This window comes from Pseudoalteromonas shioyasakiensis (assembly GCF_001550135.1).
Classification (GTDB): domain Bacteria; phylum Pseudomonadota; class Gammaproteobacteria; order Enterobacterales; family Alteromonadaceae; genus Pseudoalteromonas; species Pseudoalteromonas shioyasakiensis.
This window is the reverse complement of record NZ_LRUE01000021.1, coordinates 175,513-190,517: the sequence shown is the minus strand read 5'-3', so window position 1 is coordinate 190,517 and position 15,005 is coordinate 175,513. Positions and strand designations below refer to the sequence as shown.

Here is a 15,005-nt window from a genome sequence, read left to right as displayed (position 1 = left end):
TAATTACCCGTGAGGCTTAACCATACAACGCCAAACGCGTTTTATGACAGCGTAACGAACAGAAGTTAAGAGACTAAAGTAGACATTTACTTGATATCAGATTTCCAGATTTATTAATTTGCTCAAAAGAGCGAATTAAAACCAAATTTGCTTGGTGACAATAGCGTTTTGGACCCACCTGACCCCATGCCGAACTCAGTAGTGAAACGAAACAGCGCCGATGATAGTGTAGCAGCTGCTATGTGAAAGTAGGTCATCGCCAGGCTCCAAATAAGAGAAAGCCCGATTCGAAAGAGTCGGGCTTTTTTGCGTTTGGAGCTTTCAGCCAGGTAGGTTGGGTAGAGCGGAGCGAAACCCAACATGAGTTAGCGAGTTACAAGTTAGCAAGGGTAAAGTTGAACTGTGTGGTTGTTTAGCACAGAGTCACCCACAGCAACAAACCCCGTAGGAGGCACTTCAGTGCCGAATCTAGACCTTAGCAAAACATTCATGGCTAAAGCCATTCCTACAAGTACACTTTACCTAGAACCTCGGGCAGAGGAAGACGCAGCACCAAACACCCACATCGCGCGGCTGATCGCTGACGGCTGAAAGCTGATAGCTCGGTGTCACTCACACTGCTGTATTTCTCTCACATCACCACGGCCATCACTTAGGTAGCATTGTTCTAGTAAAGAGCAATAGCAGATCTCGGTTTTGATGCTATTACGTTGCTTGTTTACTTTGTCCCATTGAGTTTCATTAAATCCCGTTCGCTTGAAACCAAAAAGTTTAAGTTTACTGCCAGATGCCAGTAACCGGTTATCACTGGCACTCGTCATAATCCAGCCAAATGCTTCGAAAATATTTATGTCGGGAGAGTCATCTTGCAGAGTTTGTAGCTGTGTTTCATATGCTTGTGTATCAAAACAGCATGCAGAAATTACTTTATAGATATCTAAATATGATTGGTCGTTATAAAGATACTTCACATACTTTACTATCGCAGGTCCTGATCCTGAATTAGTGAGTACAAAGGTGATTTCAGATTGATTTTTTTCTTCATTAAAATTCCCCGTCATTACTTCGAGCCATGGCCAGGTTGCGGCTTTTACTTGTCGTTCTGCGGCGCTGGCTTGTAAGTAAGTGGCATAAAAGGAGGCTGCGGAGATAATAATGGCACAGAGTGCTAGAAATAGGTTTAGCCGCTCGTTGGTAAACCATGCCTTGCGCTGATTGCTGGCTTGTTGAGTGTTTTGCTGGGTGGTCTTTGTTTGCTCTTCAACGTTAGAATCTTGCTCTGATTTAACGGTTGAACAGCTTACGTCCTGTTGCTGATTATCCATAATTTTTAATTGTTGTTTTTATAGACTAATAAAGATACAACTTTAATTGGATAGATAAAAGAGACAGGGAGTAAAACTCCCTGGTTTGGTATTAACTATTTGAGATAAATACGGTGAGCTTTTCACCCACTCTTAAGCTATCTCTTGAAAGGTTATTCCATTGTTTGAGTTTAGTGATACTGACTTTGTATTGCTTTGCTATCTTCCAAAGGCTATCGCCAGATTTCACCTTATACTCGATTTGTTGATCAGCCAATTGCGGTAATATCAGTTTTTGACCAATACGAATGGTGTTTGTTTTTAGGTTATTGAAGGTTTTCAGCTGGCTAACTGTTACTTTATAGTTCTTTGCAATTACACTTAAGCTATCACCGCGCTTTACTGTGTAATGTTGCCACTGGCTATAATCATTGCTTTTTTGGTTAGCTAATAGAGTTTGATAACTTGCCTGCTGATCTTTTGGGACCACAATATGTGGCGCATCAATCACCGCGGGATATCGGATAACGCCATGGTTCAGCTCTTCAAGCTCTTGCCATTTCGCTTTGTCTGCCAAGATCACTGCACCAGTTACTGGTAAGGTCGCAATAGCCTGCTCATTCTTAATGGCAGGGAATATCATTTTTTGGTGTTTTAATAATTGTGCTGCGGCCAGTAACTTAGGCACGTATTGTTTGGTTTGCGATGGTAGCTTTAAGCTAAAGAAGTCCGTCGACTTACCTTGTTTTTTATTACGAGCAATTGCCTGTAATACACGCCCTTCACCAATATTGTAGGCAGCAATAGCATGATACCAATCGCCATCAAAGCGTTTATAAAGGTATTCCATAAAATCCAAAGCTGCGCGGGTGCTGTCGATCACATCTTGGCGACCATCATACCAAGGGGTAATTTTTACTTTAAAGTATTTGGCGATTGAGGGGGTGAGTTGCCATAAACCCGATGCATGTTTGTGCGAATAGGCACTGGCATCAAAATCGCTCTCTATAAGCGGCATTAGAGCGAGTTCTATTGGTAAGTCACGGTTTTCTACTTCTGTAACGATATGATACAAATACGGCTCTGCACGGCGGCTTATTTCTTCCATGTAATTTGGATGAGTAAGGTACCAAGCAATGCGCTTTTGCACATCTGGGTGACTTGAATCGCTAAACTGTAGTTGAATGCGAATACGCTGCCATACGTCATCAAGTTCACTTGGTTTGAGCGGTGTCACCGCGTCTACTTGTGCTGTTTTAGCTTCTGCAACCACAGTGCCTGGATTAGCTTTGATGATGGGCTTCTTTTCGGGAAGTGACTCAGGGGCAGTCTGACAGCCTGTTACAATAAAAGAAACAACAACAAGGCCTAAAAATCGATTTAAAAACACGTATTAAAATACTCCGTTAACTTAGGTGCGGGTAAACTAAAGCGCCTAAGCTTAACATAGGGTGAGCTAAAAATGACCATTAGATTAACAGCTCGCTAACTTACTCACCCAATTGAAATTAAAACGAAATACTAACTTGTAACCCAGCATAACCATGGTTTTGTGCTTCCCAATAGCGGCTGTCTATTTCTCGGGCTCTGGCATAGATCTCTATTCTGAATGGCTTTGAGTCCACGCCCATACCCACACCGACATAGCCATCAATATTATTGTGGTCGTCATCATAGCGGTCGCTGTAGTCGTGGTCATCTCGGTCGTCGTATACGGCAAGCTCAATTAAATCTAAGCCCACTTCGCCATAGACAAAAAAGTCACTGAAATAGCCAAATTTGATGCCGCTATCTAAGGTGAGAAATGTCTCCCGATCACCTTTTTTAGTAAATACTTCTGCTGAGCCTAGTGCCGTTGTAAATGCTGCGCCGAAATTACTGTAGTTATTTTTAGCCATAACTTCGATGCCGGCTGAGGTGATTGAATCAGTACTATTATGCTCTGATTTAACAAACAGGTTCATATCTGGGCTGTCATAAATACCAGCAAAGCTTTTTGTAGGAATAAAGGCAAGTGAAGAAAACAGTGCTAAGGCGAGGTATCGCATATTGGTTAGTCCATTAAACGTTAATGGGTACATGATACCAAACAGCGCCTTAGCAAATTGTAAGTAAGTGTTCTAACTATGTAAGTTAACCGAACACGCAGCGAAAGCAGGCTCCTTGCTGGCGTTTGATATAAACCAGATCGCCGCCATGATTGAGCATGATCTGGCGCGATAAACTTAAGCCTATTCCTGAACCTTGTTGCTTGGTAGTAAAAAATGGCACAAAAATCAACTCGATCACATGATCGCTGATACCTGTACCATTGTCGCTGACCTCTAAATACAGTTGCTGATTAGCATTTTGTGCAATGCTTACCTCAATGCACTTTGCTGACTCTGGACTATTTAACTGCTTAAGGACATCAATGGCATTTGTAAGCAGGTTTATTATTACTTGTTCAACTTGGCCTCTATCTATCATTACTAACTGTTGGCTTTGCACCGACAAATTCAACGTAATATTAAGCTGCTTAGCCTGTTGTGAGTGCAAAGCAACAACTTGCTTGGCAAGATCGGCCAGAATATGTGGCTGTAAGTGTGGGGCGGGTAAGCTACTAACCTTTTTAAATTGCGCTATAAACTCTCCTAAATGCTCGGTTCGTGATGCGAGTGTTGTTAGGGCGAGTTGCAAGTCTTGTTTATCTTCCTGATCATCAAAACTAAGCTCAGTTGGCAGCAGTGCCGTACAAGTTTGTGCTAAAGAAGAAAGTGGCGTAATCGAATTAGCAATTTCATGGGTTAGTACTTTGGTAAGGCGCTTATAAGCTTGTTGCTCTTTTAATTGCAGCTGATCATGAATCGATTGCAAACTGATCACTTTACGAACTTTACCTTGGATTTCGGCAATACTGATCTGCACAGATAACGTATCGTGCTGCTCACCATTTTGCCATGGCACGGTATTACGGCTATTTTGCTTTGCGTCTTGGACTAGGTTGGCTATTACACCTAAATCATCGATGTGCTTTACAGCTTGTCCAAGTAAACGGCTGACCGCCGGATTGCTTTCAATAATAGTGCCTTGTTCGTCACATACTAATACTGCTAAATCGATATGAATTAATAGCGCTTGTAAGAACTGGGCTTGTTGCTCTGCATTAAAACGCGCAGCCTGAATTTGTTGTTTAACCTGCTCAAATTGCTGCTGCATAGGGTGTTGGTCGCCAAAGCCTAATGTGCTGTCTCCATTCGCTAAAGCGCGAAACACCATATCTGCACGCCTTGTTTGGCGTTTAAATAAATTAAAAATTTGCGCGGCACATACCAAATTTAAAATAACTAAAAGTGCCGAAATTGCAGAAAACCCGCTTTGCTCTACTTGCCAAAACAAAGCTATTGATAAACCAATTAATGCAGCTAATAGGCAGGCTAAGCTAATAAAATTACGCATCGATTACAGTCCGTATTTTTCTAAACGACGATACATGGCTCCGCGTGTTAGGCCGAGGGCTTTAGCTGCATGACTCACGTTCCCTTGAAAATGCTTTAAAGCTGCACGAACGGTTCTTTGCTCGATGATTTCGAGATCAAAAGTGTCGTAGTCAGTGGCGCTTGAAGAGAGCTCACTTGTACTAACAGCAGCACTTGGTGAGCTTAGCACTGAGCTTATATCGAGCTCTGAGCCTTCTGAGAGGATGACTGCTCGCTCAATTGCATGCGCAAGTTCACGGACATTGCCTGGCCAATGATACTGACTTAAACGTGTCATATCAGATGCCGCAATCGAGAGCTCACGTTTGTATTTATGTGCAAAGTGCTGCAAGTAGTAGTTACACAGTAATGGAATGTCTTCACTGCGCTCGCGCAGAGCTGGCAAACGGATCTCTACGGTATTAACACGGTACAGTAAGTCTTGCCTAAATTTGCCTTCAGTAACTGCTTGTTCGAGGTTTTCATTCGTTGCACAGATCAAACGAATATCAATATCGATGACTTTTGAACCACCAACCGGTGTTATTTGCCTGTTTTGTAGTGCTGCGAGCAGTTTAACTTGTTGGTTAAGCGGTAAATTACCTAGCTCGTCTAAAAATAAACTACCACCATGGGCCAGCTCAAATCGGCCAATGCGATCTTCTTTCGCGCCGGTAAACGCGCCTTTTTTATGGCCAAATAGTTCGCTTTCAAACAGGCTTTCGGCTAGTGAGCCCATGTCTAGGCTTATGAAGGGTTGGCTTTGGCGCAGGCTTGCATTGTGGATTGCATGGGCAGTGAGTTCTTTACCTGTGCCACTTTCGCCACTGATCAATATGTTGGCATCTGTGTTGGCTGCTTTGTCGATAACCGAAAAAACCTGCTGCATGGCATCACTTTGGCCTAAAAACTCAAATGGTTGATTGCCGATTGACTGCTGCAAGGCTTGCTTTTGTTTTGTGAGCTTACCAACTTGCTGTTTGTCTTTAGCGTGTGAAAATGCCGCCGCTACAGCACCGAGTAATTGCTCATTTTGCCAAGGCTTGGCAATAAAGTCAGAGGCACCAGCTTTAATTGCTTCGACAGCTAGCTGAATATCGCTGTAGGCCGTCATAAGCAGTACCGCAATGTTAGCGTCTTGGCTCATGATCTTTTTTAGCCAGTAGAATCCTTCTTTGCCACTAATTGAGTCTTGCGTGAAGTTCATATCGAGTAACACAACATCTATAGCCTGATCCGCTTCATGCTGTGCGTTAATGATACCTTCGATATCAAAGGGGTTATCTGTGGTTTTTACAACCTGATAATGCTGCTTTAAAAGTAATCGTGCGGCGATGAGTACGTCGGGGTTATCATCGACGATAAGAATTGATCCTGCTTGTTTCATAGCTATTTATTATTATTCCTTTATGGGAACACTAAGACTAATTGAAAATAGTAACAGTGTCCATTTATGGACGATATATGGGTTTTGAAGTGTTCTATAAGCGGACACTTGATTATATGCAATCGTATTGATTTTTGTATAAGTCCTTGTAATTTAATAAAAATAAAAGTTGGCACAAGAGTTGTTTTATCTATAGGTAATTAGCACCTAGATAACTTAAAGGCGTCAACATGGATAAGAAAATTACACGCTCAAATAACAAAGCATTTTTTAAGAAATCAGTAATTGCAGCAGCATGTTTAGCTGTTGCGGCAGCAGCTTATGGTTTCACACAAACTGAGCAAACAGGTCGTAGTCAGCAAGTAACCGCGACAAGCTTAACGATTAGCACAGTACAACAAGGTGAGTTTGTTGATGCTTTAAGTCTTCGTGGTCAGGTTATGCCTCGCACTACTATTTACCTCGACACCATTGCCGGAGGCCAAGTCGAAGAGCGACTTGTTGAGCAGGGTGAGTTTGTTAAAAAAGGCCAACCACTTGTGCGTTTAAGCAATACCAATTTGCAGCTTGATGTAATGAGTCGTGAAGCACAGGTGACTGAGCAGCTTAACTTTTTACGTAACACGCAAATGAATATGGAAACCAGCCGTTTAAACTTACGTCGTGATTTGCTTGAAATCGATCTTAAAATTACGCATTTATCGCGTCGCTTAAAACAAACTCAGCCGCTAGTGAAAACGGGTGTGTTAGCACAAGAGCAATTATCTGAAATTCAAGAAGACTTAGCGTATTACAAAGCTCGAAAAGAACTAACCCTTGAGCGTCAAAAGCAAGAAAACAGCATTCGTGAAGTTCAAGTAGCCCAGTTAAAAGACAGTGCCGACATGTTAGAGAAAAACCTTCAGTTTGCGCGTAAGAACCTTGAAAACTTACTCGTAACAGCACCTGCCGATGGTTATTTAAGTGAACTTGATGTTGAAATTGGTGAATCAAAAGGCCGTGGTGCTCGCCTAGGGCAGATTGATATTCCTAATGAATACAAGCTAGTTGTGAGACTAGATGAGTTTTACCTGAGCCAGGTTCAAACAGGTATGCAAGTGCTTATTGAACACGAGCAAGGCGAAATTGCGGCAACAGTTAGCAAAATTGATAGCCGTGTTCAGCAATCACAGTTTCAGGTTGAAGTCGATTTACCCAATGGCACGAGCAACATAAAACGTGGGCAAAGCCTTGATGTGCAGCTGATGCTAGGTGATAGCAAGGGCACTGCTTTATTACTTGAACGCGGCGCATTTTTTACCAGCTCAGGGGGTAACTGGGTTTATGTCATGGAAAAAGATGGCAATCGTGCAGTACGAAAAGATATTCGCCTTGGCAAAAAGAATCAAAACTATTATGAAGTGTTAAGTGGCCTAAGCGCCGGAGATCGCGTGATCACCTCTAGCTACAGCAACTTTGATAAAGCACAACAACTACAATTTTAAGGATAAAAACAATGATTAAATTAACTAACTTATCACGCGTATTCCGTACTCAAGATGTTGAAACAACAGCGCTTAATAACATTAACTTACATGTAAACGAAGGCGAGTTTCTTGCCATTATGGGGCCATCTGGCTGTGGTAAATCAACATTACTCTCTATTTTAGGTATGTTGGATTCGCCATCAGCAGGCAGTTTTGAATTTTTAGGTGAAGACATCGCAGGGTTTGGTGAAAAACAATTAGCGGCACTTAGAAAAGCGTCAATTGGTTTTGTTTTCCAAAGCTTTAACTTAATTGATGAATTAACAGTATTTGAAAACGTTGAGCTGCCACTACAGTATCAAAACATCTCAAAAAGTGAACGTAAGCAGCGAGTAGACGCAATCTTAAAACGTGTTGCAATCGACCATAGAGCAGATCACTTACCGCAGCAGCTATCGGGCGGTCAGCAGCAACGTGTAGCGGTAGCCCGAGCACTGGTGATTAATCCAAAACTTATCTTAGCGGATGAGCCTACAGGTAACCTTGATTCAAAAAATGGTGATGAAGTCATGGCGATGCTGCGTGAGCTAAATCGCGAAGGTACGACGGTAATTGTGGTTACTCACTCAGAAAAAGAAGGCAATTATGCTGACCGTTTAGTGCGCTTACTTGATGGCCAAGTGATGGTAGATAAAGCTAACCGTGTTCAACAAACAGCAGAGGTGGCATAACATGATTTTAAGTTATTTGATCACCGCGCTGCGCGCGTTTAAAAACCAAAAACAGCACTTTATTTTAAATGTTCTGGGTTTAAGTGTGGGCTTAGCTGCGGCAATTCTAGTTGCGTTGTTTGCAAAAAATGAGCTTTCGTACGATAGCCAACAGCCACATGCTGAGCGTGTTTATCGCGTTGGCCAGGACTTCTCAAAACTCGGTTTATCTGTGGTGCCTATTTTTAATTATGTGCAGTCAAAGCAGGCCGAAGATTACAGCCAAGTTGAAGAAGTATTCGGATTAACTATGGTCGAGCTGACCCGTGAAGCCATGGTTGATGTGAGTTACCGCAACCAAGGCTATAAGTTAAATGCCTTATATGGTGCTACAGCAAATATTGAAAACTTTATTGCTATGAAGACGATTGCGGGTGACTTAACAACAGCAATGAGTACACCAGACAGCCTTGCTTTAAGTGAGTCAGAAGCACTGCGCATTTTTGGTCGCACCGATGTGATTGGTGAAACACTTACGCATGAACAAGGACAGTACACAGTGCGTGCTGTGTTTGCAGACTTAGCAGATAACACTCACTTTGCCTTTAAAAACCTTGTTTATGTTAAGCATGATCCAAGCGATATAAACATCAACAGTAGTTATGTTTATATGCGTTTAGCAGAGGGCACCGATACAGATGCATTAGCTAAAACCTTAACAGAGCGCTTTTTTAGTGGTTCGATGCTGGATCAAGTTAGTTTAGAGCTGCATCCATTACTTGATTTGCACTTAACGGCTAAATCACCGTTTGAGATGAAAGCGGGTGGCGCTAAACAAGTGGTTATGATTTGCGTTGGTTTAAGCGTGTTACTTATTCTTATTGCAGGTTTTAACTTCATTAATATGACCGTCGCTCAATCGACGAAACGTGCAAAAGAAGTGGGTGTGCGTAAAGCGCTTGGCGCAAGTAAAGGCCAGTTAGTAACGCAGTTTTTATCTGAATCTGTGTTGGTATCAATGCTTTCAATGGTGATTGCATGTGCTTTAGTGGAGCTATTTTTACCAAGTTTTAATCAACTAGTAGACCGAGAGTTAGCAGTAAACTATGCCTCTGAATTTGGCATTGCCATTATTGTGGTCGCAATTGCTGTGGGCATATTAGCTGGGCTTTATCCTGCATTCTTTATTTCGTCATTCAGTGCAAAACGCGTTTTAAGTGGAGACTTACAGCGTGGTAATACTGCAATATGGGTTCGTAAGAGCTTACTAACCTTACAGGCTTCACTAGCAATAGGTTTAATCATTGCCTCTATTACCTTGTTAAAGCAATTAACTTACTTACAAAGCTTACCTTTAGGCTATGAAACAACACAAAGATTGGTTATTTCAGAGCTACCTGTAGGCGAAGTATTCACAAAAGAAAAAAATGCCTTAGTTAACCGTATTAGTGCAATTCAAGGTGTACAGCAAACAACTGTTATTGATACCCGTTTAACTGTTTCAATCAATAATACACTTATGCCAACTTGGCCAAATGGTGAAGCGTCTGGCAGCTTAACGCCTGTTGTTGGCGCAAGCTACGATGTTGTAAAAACGCTAGGATTAAAACTGGTTGCTGGACGTGACTTTAGCCGTGAATTTGCTGGTGATTGGGCAAGCCGTGCAAATGGAGTAACAAGTACGGGCACCATTGTGACTGAATCTGTTGCAAGGCAAGCGGGTTACACTAACATGAGTGACATTATCGGTAAGGTAATTAAAGACTCAGGTCGCGGCGTAGATATGCGTGTTGTGGGTGTGGTTGAAGATGTAAAAGTAGGTAATGCTAAAGATGCCAACTCAAATATTATGTTCTTATGTGGCTTTAACTTTTTATCACCAGTATCAGAACTAATTTTAACGATTGATCAGCAAAACTTGCCTTACATTAAAGCTCAGATCGCTGAAGTATTAGCAAGCTCAGCCAATATCTATGAGCCAAAAATTAACTTACTCGCAGACAACTACAAAACCCTGTTAAAAGGTGATGAGCGAATTTCGAATGTGGTTTTAATCTTTACCGGTCTTGCTGTGTTCTTAACTTGTTTAGGTACCTTTGGTTTGGCTTCGTTCGCAACAGTGCGTCGTCAAAAAGAAGTGGCTGTTCGAAAAGTGCTAGGTGCATCTCGCATCAGTATCGTAAATATCATTGCTAAAGAGTTCTTAGTGCTGGTGGCGGTAAGTATTGCTATTGCGTATCCAGTGACTTACTTGTTGGTAGGTGATTGGTTAGCAAACTTTAATGACCGCATTGAACAAGCTGTATGGGTGTATTTAGTTGCCGCCGTCGCGGTGGCCGCCATTACTTGGGTTACCGTTGCAAGCTTAGCCTTTAAGGCCGCAAGCACCAGACCATCACTTATCTTAAGATATGAATAACAGTTAACTAACTCCCAACTATAAGCCCAGCAATACAGCTGGGCTTTTTTAGTTTTAAATGTGACGCCATAAATGACAACCTACGGTAGGACGTGCTTTAGCGCGTTAATCTACTATATTTAATGTTCTACAATTTTGTGAAAAAGGATTTTTCATGAGCTGGAGCCATTTAAAGAAAGGACGAGTTTCAATTCAATCAGGTGAATATTTCATAACGTTCAACTGCCATAACAGAAAAGCACTGTTCAGTGATCATAACTTAGCAAAAGTATTTTGTAGGTGTATTGAAATAAATGAACTATTGCATCAATGCTGCTGGTTAACTTGGGTGCTTATGCCCGATCATTTTCATGGTTTATTAAGGCTTAGCGATAGTAGCTTGGGTAAAACAGTTGGTCATCTAAAAGGTCTTTCTGCTAGAGAGATAAACAATATACGTTGTTTTTCTCAAACGGTATGGCAACCTGCTTACTATGACCATGCACTACGTGAAGAAGAAAGTAGAATAGCTGTAGCCAGATATATCGCAGCAAACCCTTTGCGAAAAAAACTAGTTGATAATTTAGGTAGTTATCCATATTGGAATTCTGTTTTCTTGTGATTGATTGTCGCCATAAATGACGACCTACTTAGGGCGTGCTTTAGCGCGTTAGTAAGTATTCTTTGTCGCCATAAATGACAACCTACGTAGGACGTGCTTTAGCGCGTTAATATGTATTCTTTGTCGCCATAAATGACGACCTACGGTAGGACGTGCTTTAGCGCGTTAGCATGTATTCTTTGTCGCCATAAATGACGACCTACGTATCACGTGCTTTAGCGTAAATATAGGGTTAAAGTTCTTTAACCTTCACCGCAGGGTTACCTGCTACTAGGGTATTTGCCGCGACATCTTTGGTAACTATTGCCCCTGCGCCAATCACGGCATTATCAGCAACTTTAATACCCGCAAGTATAATAGCGCCTGCACCAATCCATACATTGTTGCCGATGCTAATCGGTGCTGCAAAGTTAGCTTTTGCTAAACGTTCGGTTGGGTTTACTGCATGCGATACCGCGAGTATTTGCACATTAGGGCCTATTAAGCAGTCATCGCCTATCGTAATTTGCGCATCAGTTAGCGGTGCATCGAGCATAGTAGAGTTAATATTTATGAAGGTTCGATCACCTATTTTAATACCACTGCCATAATCACAATGAAAACCCGCTTCAATAACAACCTGTTCGCCACAGTGAGCAAACATGCCTTTTAGTCGTTTTAAATTGCCTTTACTCGGGCTTTTGGCAAATAAACGGCAAATTTCATGGGTATTTTTTCGTTGTTCGAGTAAGGACTTGTCGAGGCTATTAAACTCTTTCATGGGGCATTTTCATGGTTATATTTGCCAATAGCTTAGCGTGTTGGTGATGAAGATCAAAATAAAGCTGTGTAGGTTAACGATCATTCACTTGCCATTTATATTGTTTCGTTTAAAATCTCAAAACTTTCGAAACGAAACTTATGTGGTTCACTTTATGACAAAACGAAACACTCAACAACGTCGCCATACTATCTTAAGCCAAGTGAATGAACTTGGTGAAGTTGCTGTTGAAGCGTTAGCAGAGCAGTTTCAAACTTCTGAAGTGACGATACGTAAAGATCTGACAGCCCTTGAAAAAAGTGGCTTGTTGCTACGCCGTTATGGTGGTGCTATTGCCTTGCCGCAAGAAATCGTTGCAAATAGCAACGAGAAAAGCGACTCGCTTCGCAAAATGGCAATCGCACAGGCGGCTGCAAAGCTTATTAAAGATCATAACCGCATCATCATTGATAGCGGCCGAACTACAGCGGCGATGATCCCTGAGCTTGCAAGTAAGCGCGGTTTAGTGGTGATGACAAATGCTATTAATGTCGCTAACCGACTGCTTTCATTAGAAAATGAGCCAACACTTTTGATGACCGGCGGAACTTGGGATCCGCATTCAGAATCGTTTCAGGGCCAAGTTGCTGAGAATGTTCTACGCTCTTACGACTTTGACCAGCTCTTTATTGGTGCCGATGGCATTGATATTGATAGAGGTACTACAACCTTCAATGAATTAGTGGGGCTTAGCCAAGTGATGGCTGAAGCAGCCCGTGAAGTAGTGGTGCTGGTTGAGTCAGAAAAAATTGGCCGAAGAATACCGAATTTAGAACTGCCTTGGCAGCGTGTTACCACTGTTATCACAGACAACAACCTAAGCGCAGATAAGCGCGAGGCGATAACAGCATGTGGTGTACAGCTGATCTGTGCAGAAATTGAATAACCCGTAATAAGACCGACAACACCTTATTACGCATCATTTATGACAACACATCTCGCCCAAAGTAAAACACTTTGGCATGTGCAAAAGGAGAGATTATGTGTGGAATCGTAGGGGCTGTTGCAGAACGCCCAGTAAACAAAATACTTGTTGAAGGCCTTAAGCGCCTTGAATACCGTGGCTATGACTCGGCAGGTGTGGCTTTACTTAAAGGTACTGAGCTTAACACTGTAAAAGCAGTAGGTAAGGTTGCTAACCTTGAAGCGGCACTGAATGAAGCCGCTGTTAAAGGCACTACCGGTATCGCACATACACGTTGGGCTACCCATGGTAGTGTAACCGAAGCGAATGCTCACCCACATGTTTCGAATAGCGAAATTGCCCTAGTTCATAACGGCATTATCGAAAATCATGCCAGCCTGCGCGATGCGCTAAAAGGCGATGGTTATGAGTTTTTATCAGAAACAGATACAGAAGTCATGGTGCACCTTATCCACCAACTTCGCCAACAGCACGATACACTTTTAGCAGCTGTACAAGCTGCTGTTAAGCAGTTTGAAGGTGCATTTGGTACGGTTGTTTTTGATAAAGCGAACGACAACGAAATCATCGTAGCGCGCTCCGGTAGCCCACTGGTGATTGGTTTAGGTCTTGGCGAAAACTTTATTGCCTCTGACCAACTTGCTTTATTACCTGTTACTCGCAGTTTTATTTACCTTGAAGAAGGTGATGTGGCTCGTATTACCCGTGACAGTGTTGAAATCTTTGATGCAAACGGTGATGCAGTCGAGCGCGAAGTGATTGAATCAAACATTACGCAAGATGCATCAGGTAAAGGCGAATATCGTCACTACATGCTGAAAGAAATTTACGAACAACCACTTGCTGTGCGTAACACCCTTGATGGCCGCCTAGTTAATGACACTGTCGCGATTGATGCCTTTGGCGAAAGCGCTCAGCAAATCTTTAAAGACGTAAAACACGTGCAAATTATTGCCTGTGGTACTTCATACCACTCAGGTATGGTTGCTCGTTACTGGCTTGAACAGTTCGCAGGCGTGAGCTGTAACGTTGAGATTGCTTCTGAGTTCCGTTACCGCGAATCATTTGTACATGAAAACAGCTTACTTGTGACCATTTCACAGTCTGGTGAAACAGCAGATACACTTGCTGCACTTCGTCTTGCAAAACAGCAAGGTTACATGGCGTCAATGACCATTTGTAACGTACCGGGTTCATCGTTAGTACGTGAATCGGATTTAGCCTTTATGACTAAAGCCGGTGCTGAAATTGGTGTTGCATCAACTAAAGCCTTCACCACACAGCTTGTTGGCTTATTAATGCTAACAGCATCGATTGCCCAAGAAAAAGGCCTAGAGCAAGGTGCGATTGTAAATGCAATCAAAACACTTCCTAACAAGTTAGAAGAAGCACTACTGCTTGCAGAAGGGATTGAAGATTTAGCTGAAGAGTTTGCTGATAAGCACCACTCACTATTCTTAGGTCGTGGCTCACAATACCCAATCGCGATGGAAGGTGCGCTTAAGCTGAAAGAGATTTCATACATTCACGCCGAGGCATACGCAGCGGGTGAGCTTAAGCATGGCCCTCTTGCGTTGATTGATGCCGACATGCCAATCATTGTTGTGGCACCAAACAACGAGCTACTAGAAAAGCTTAAATCAAACGTAGAAGAAGTACGTGCCCGTGGCGGTATTATCTATGTATTCGCAGATAAAGACTCAGCGTTTGAATCTGACGAAACGATGCGTGTAATCAACGTAAACCATGTCGATGACGTGATTGCTCCAGTTGTATATACAATTCCGCTACAGCTGCTTTCATACTATGTTGCGGTTATTAAAGGCACCGACGTAGACCAACCTCGAAACCTAGCAAAATCGGTGACGGTTGAGTAAGTTAAAGCATTAAGAGCCGGCTAATTAGCCGGCTTTTTTGTGCCTGTAATTTGCTTAAT

At 42.4% G+C, this 15,005-nt stretch carries 13 protein-coding genes and 1 rRNA gene; 8 read left to right on the top strand and 6 right to left on the bottom strand.

From position 1 onward, the window contains the following. Nucleotides 1-150 precede the first annotated feature (150 nt). Both rrf and PASHI_RS22375 read left to right on the top strand, forming a co-directional pair. Nucleotides 151-265, top strand: a 5S ribosomal RNA gene (rrf, locus tag PASHI_RS16505). A gap of 194 nt (nucleotides 266-459) precedes the next feature. After that, nucleotides 460-591, top strand: coding sequence for a hypothetical protein (locus PASHI_RS22375; RefSeq protein WP_279625978.1), 132 nt, complete (start codon nucleotides 460-462; stop codon nucleotides 589-591). 17 nt (nucleotides 592-608) lie between these two features. Here the strand turns inward: PASHI_RS22375 and PASHI_RS16500 are convergent, their stop codons facing one another. The 5 genes from PASHI_RS16500 to PASHI_RS16480 form a co-directional block, all read right to left on the bottom strand. Continuing rightward, nucleotides 609-1,325, bottom strand: coding sequence for a hypothetical protein (locus PASHI_RS16500; RefSeq protein WP_062566388.1), 717 nt, complete (start codon nucleotides 1,323-1,325; stop codon nucleotides 609-611). 91 nt (nucleotides 1,326-1,416) lie between these two features. Beyond that, complete coding sequence (locus tag PASHI_RS16495) at nucleotides 1,417-2,694, bottom strand: LysM peptidoglycan-binding domain-containing protein (RefSeq protein WP_062566387.1); 1,278 nt, start codon at nucleotides 2,692-2,694, stop codon at nucleotides 1,417-1,419. 118 nt (nucleotides 2,695-2,812) lie between these two features. Beyond that, nucleotides 2,813-3,352, bottom strand: a complete 540-nt coding sequence (locus PASHI_RS16490) for a hypothetical protein (protein ID WP_156426500.1) — start codon at nucleotides 3,350-3,352, stop codon at nucleotides 2,813-2,815. Between the two features lie 85 nt (nucleotides 3,353-3,437). Then, nucleotides 3,438-4,742, bottom strand: coding sequence for a sensor histidine kinase (locus PASHI_RS16485; RefSeq protein ID WP_062566386.1), 1,305 nt, complete (start codon nucleotides 4,740-4,742; stop codon nucleotides 3,438-3,440). A 3-nt stretch (nucleotides 4,743-4,745) separates the two neighbouring features. Then, nucleotides 4,746-6,149, bottom strand: a complete 1,404-nt coding sequence (locus tag PASHI_RS16480; RefSeq protein WP_062566385.1) for a sigma-54-dependent transcriptional regulator — start codon at nucleotides 6,147-6,149, stop codon at nucleotides 4,746-4,748. A 230-nt stretch (nucleotides 6,150-6,379) separates the two neighbouring features. On the opposite strand from PASHI_RS16480, the gene PASHI_RS16475 reads away from it, so the two are divergent. The 4 genes from PASHI_RS16475 (at nucleotide 6,380) to PASHI_RS21890 (ending at nucleotide 11,345) form a co-directional block, all read left to right on the top strand. Then, nucleotides 6,380-7,633 (top strand): efflux RND transporter periplasmic adaptor subunit, encoded by a 1,254-nt coding sequence (locus tag PASHI_RS16475; protein WP_054552245.1) that lies wholly within the window; start codon nucleotides 6,380-6,382, stop codon nucleotides 7,631-7,633. Nucleotides 7,634-7,644: 11 nt separating this feature from the next. Then, nucleotides 7,645-8,346 (top strand): ABC transporter ATP-binding protein, encoded by a 702-nt coding sequence (locus PASHI_RS16470; protein ID WP_062566384.1) that lies wholly within the window; start codon nucleotides 7,645-7,647, stop codon nucleotides 8,344-8,346. 1 nt (nucleotide 8,347) lies between these two features. After that, nucleotides 8,348-10,744 (top strand): ABC transporter permease, encoded by a 2,397-nt coding sequence (locus tag PASHI_RS16465; protein WP_062566383.1) that lies wholly within the window; start codon nucleotides 8,348-8,350, stop codon nucleotides 10,742-10,744. Nucleotides 10,745-10,898: 154 nt separating this feature from the next. Beyond that, nucleotides 10,899-11,345, top strand: a complete 447-nt coding sequence (locus PASHI_RS21890) for an REP-associated tyrosine transposase (RefSeq protein WP_082710967.1) — start codon at nucleotides 10,899-10,901, stop codon at nucleotides 11,343-11,345. A gap of 232 nt (nucleotides 11,346-11,577) precedes the next feature. On the opposite strand, the gene PASHI_RS16455 is transcribed toward PASHI_RS21890, so the two are convergent. Next, nucleotides 11,578-12,105, bottom strand: a complete 528-nt coding sequence (locus PASHI_RS16455; protein WP_062566382.1) for a sugar O-acetyltransferase — start codon at nucleotides 12,103-12,105, stop codon at nucleotides 11,578-11,580. 154 nt (nucleotides 12,106-12,259) lie between these two features. Here PASHI_RS16455 and PASHI_RS16450 point away from each other — a divergent pair, with 154 nt between their 5' ends. After that, complete coding sequence (locus PASHI_RS16450; protein WP_054552250.1) at nucleotides 12,260-13,030, top strand: DeoR/GlpR family DNA-binding transcription regulator; 771 nt, start codon at nucleotides 12,260-12,262, stop codon at nucleotides 13,028-13,030. 95 nt (nucleotides 13,031-13,125) lie between these two features. Beyond that, nucleotides 13,126-14,946: a glutamine--fructose-6-phosphate transaminase (isomerizing) gene (gene glmS / locus PASHI_RS16445; RefSeq protein WP_062566381.1), complete on the top strand. Its 1,821-nt coding sequence runs from the start codon at nucleotides 13,126-13,128 to the stop codon at nucleotides 14,944-14,946. Nucleotides 14,947-15,005 lie beyond the last annotated feature (59 nt).

Excerpts from the sequence above, each read along its gene's own strand:
- PASHI_RS16500 (WP_062566388.1), bottom strand. The coding sequence starts at position 1,325 with ATGGATAATCAGCAACAGGACGTAAGCTGTTCAACCGTTAAATCAGAG.
- PASHI_RS16455 (WP_062566382.1), bottom strand. The coding sequence starts at position 12,105 with ATGAAAGAGTTTAATAGCCTCGACAAGTCCTTACTCGAACAACGAAAA.
- PASHI_RS16485 (WP_062566386.1), bottom strand. The coding sequence starts at position 4,742 with ATGCGTAATTTTATTAGCTTAGCCTGCCTATTAGCTGCATTAATTGGT.
- PASHI_RS16465 (WP_062566383.1), top strand. The coding sequence starts at position 8,348 with ATGATTTTAAGTTATTTGATCACCGCGCTGCGCGCGTTTAAAAACCAA.
- PASHI_RS21890 (WP_082710967.1), top strand. The coding sequence starts at position 10,899 with ATGAGCTGGAGCCATTTAAAGAAAGGACGAGTTTCAATTCAATCAGGT.
- PASHI_RS16490 (WP_156426500.1), bottom strand. The coding sequence starts at position 3,352 with ATGCGATACCTCGCCTTAGCACTGTTTTCTTCACTTGCCTTTATTCCT.
- PASHI_RS16480 (WP_062566385.1), bottom strand. The coding sequence starts at position 6,149 with ATGAAACAAGCAGGATCAATTCTTATCGTCGATGATAACCCCGACGTA.
- PASHI_RS16470 (WP_062566384.1), top strand. The coding sequence starts at position 7,645 with ATGATTAAATTAACTAACTTATCACGCGTATTCCGTACTCAAGATGTT.
- PASHI_RS16475 (WP_054552245.1), top strand. The coding sequence starts at position 6,380 with ATGGATAAGAAAATTACACGCTCAAATAACAAAGCATTTTTTAAGAAA.
- glmS (WP_062566381.1), top strand. The coding sequence starts at position 13,126 with ATGTGTGGAATCGTAGGGGCTGTTGCAGAACGCCCAGTAAACAAAATA.
- PASHI_RS16450 (WP_054552250.1), top strand. The coding sequence starts at position 12,260 with ATGACAAAACGAAACACTCAACAACGTCGCCATACTATCTTAAGCCAA.